Genomic DNA, 869 nt, shown 5'->3' on the forward strand with positions numbered 1-869 from the left:
ACCTTTTTCTTCGGCTTCATTAAAATAACCTGCTCTAAACGCAAATGAGTCTTGGTACACATACTCTGCTCCTAAAGCCCAAGTAAATTCTTTTAGTTCTTCACTAAAACCTCCTGGTGCATCACCAAATGATTGAAACATACCCGACAGGAAGCTTACATCTGGATCTTGACCTTCAACTATAACTACTTCTTCGTCTCCTCTATCAAACTCTCCATCATCATCAGCATCAACAAAACCATATCTTGGAGGTGTTGGCACTAATAGTTTAGTTATTTCGGCAGTAACTGCTACTTTGTTGTAATCATCGAAAATAAAATCGAAACCACCTCCTAATCGTAAATTTGTAGGCTGAAAGTTTTCAATTCCACCATCATCATATTTATATTTTGGCCCTATATTTTGAATTGCAAAACCACCACGCCAACGCCCATTAAAATCGGCATAGGCTTCTTCTTCACTTTGATAGTATCCTGAAATATCAACACCAAAGGTACTTGCTGCTGACACATCTTGACCATCAACTTGCAAACGTAAATCTGAACGTAAATAACGCATAGCTACAGACATAGCAAATTGATCACTTAATCTTAAGGCGTAAGATGCATCTAAAGATAATTCATTTGGCCTTTGAATTCTAGCCGGATCTTCAGGCCTATCAATAAACTCAATATCTCCTAACGAGAAATAACGCAAACTAACCCCAAAAGCGCTACGCTCATCTAAACGGTTAAAATAGGTTAAATTCCCTAAGAAAATATCATTTACTAGTTTACTTAAATACGGCGTGTAACTTACACCAAAACCCGATTTAGTTTCAGAAAAGACATATTTTGAAGCATTCCATTGTTGCGAAAACGCATCAACTG

1 protein-coding gene is annotated in these 869 nt (G+C 37.2%); it reads right to left on the reverse strand.

The window, feature by feature from the left end:
- On the reverse strand, positions 1-869 hold an 869-nt coding region (gene porV, locus FUA24_RS11100; RefSeq protein ID WP_148542253.1), incomplete at both ends, for a type IX secretion system outer membrane channel protein PorV.

This window comes from Seonamhaeicola marinus (genome assembly GCF_008085455.1).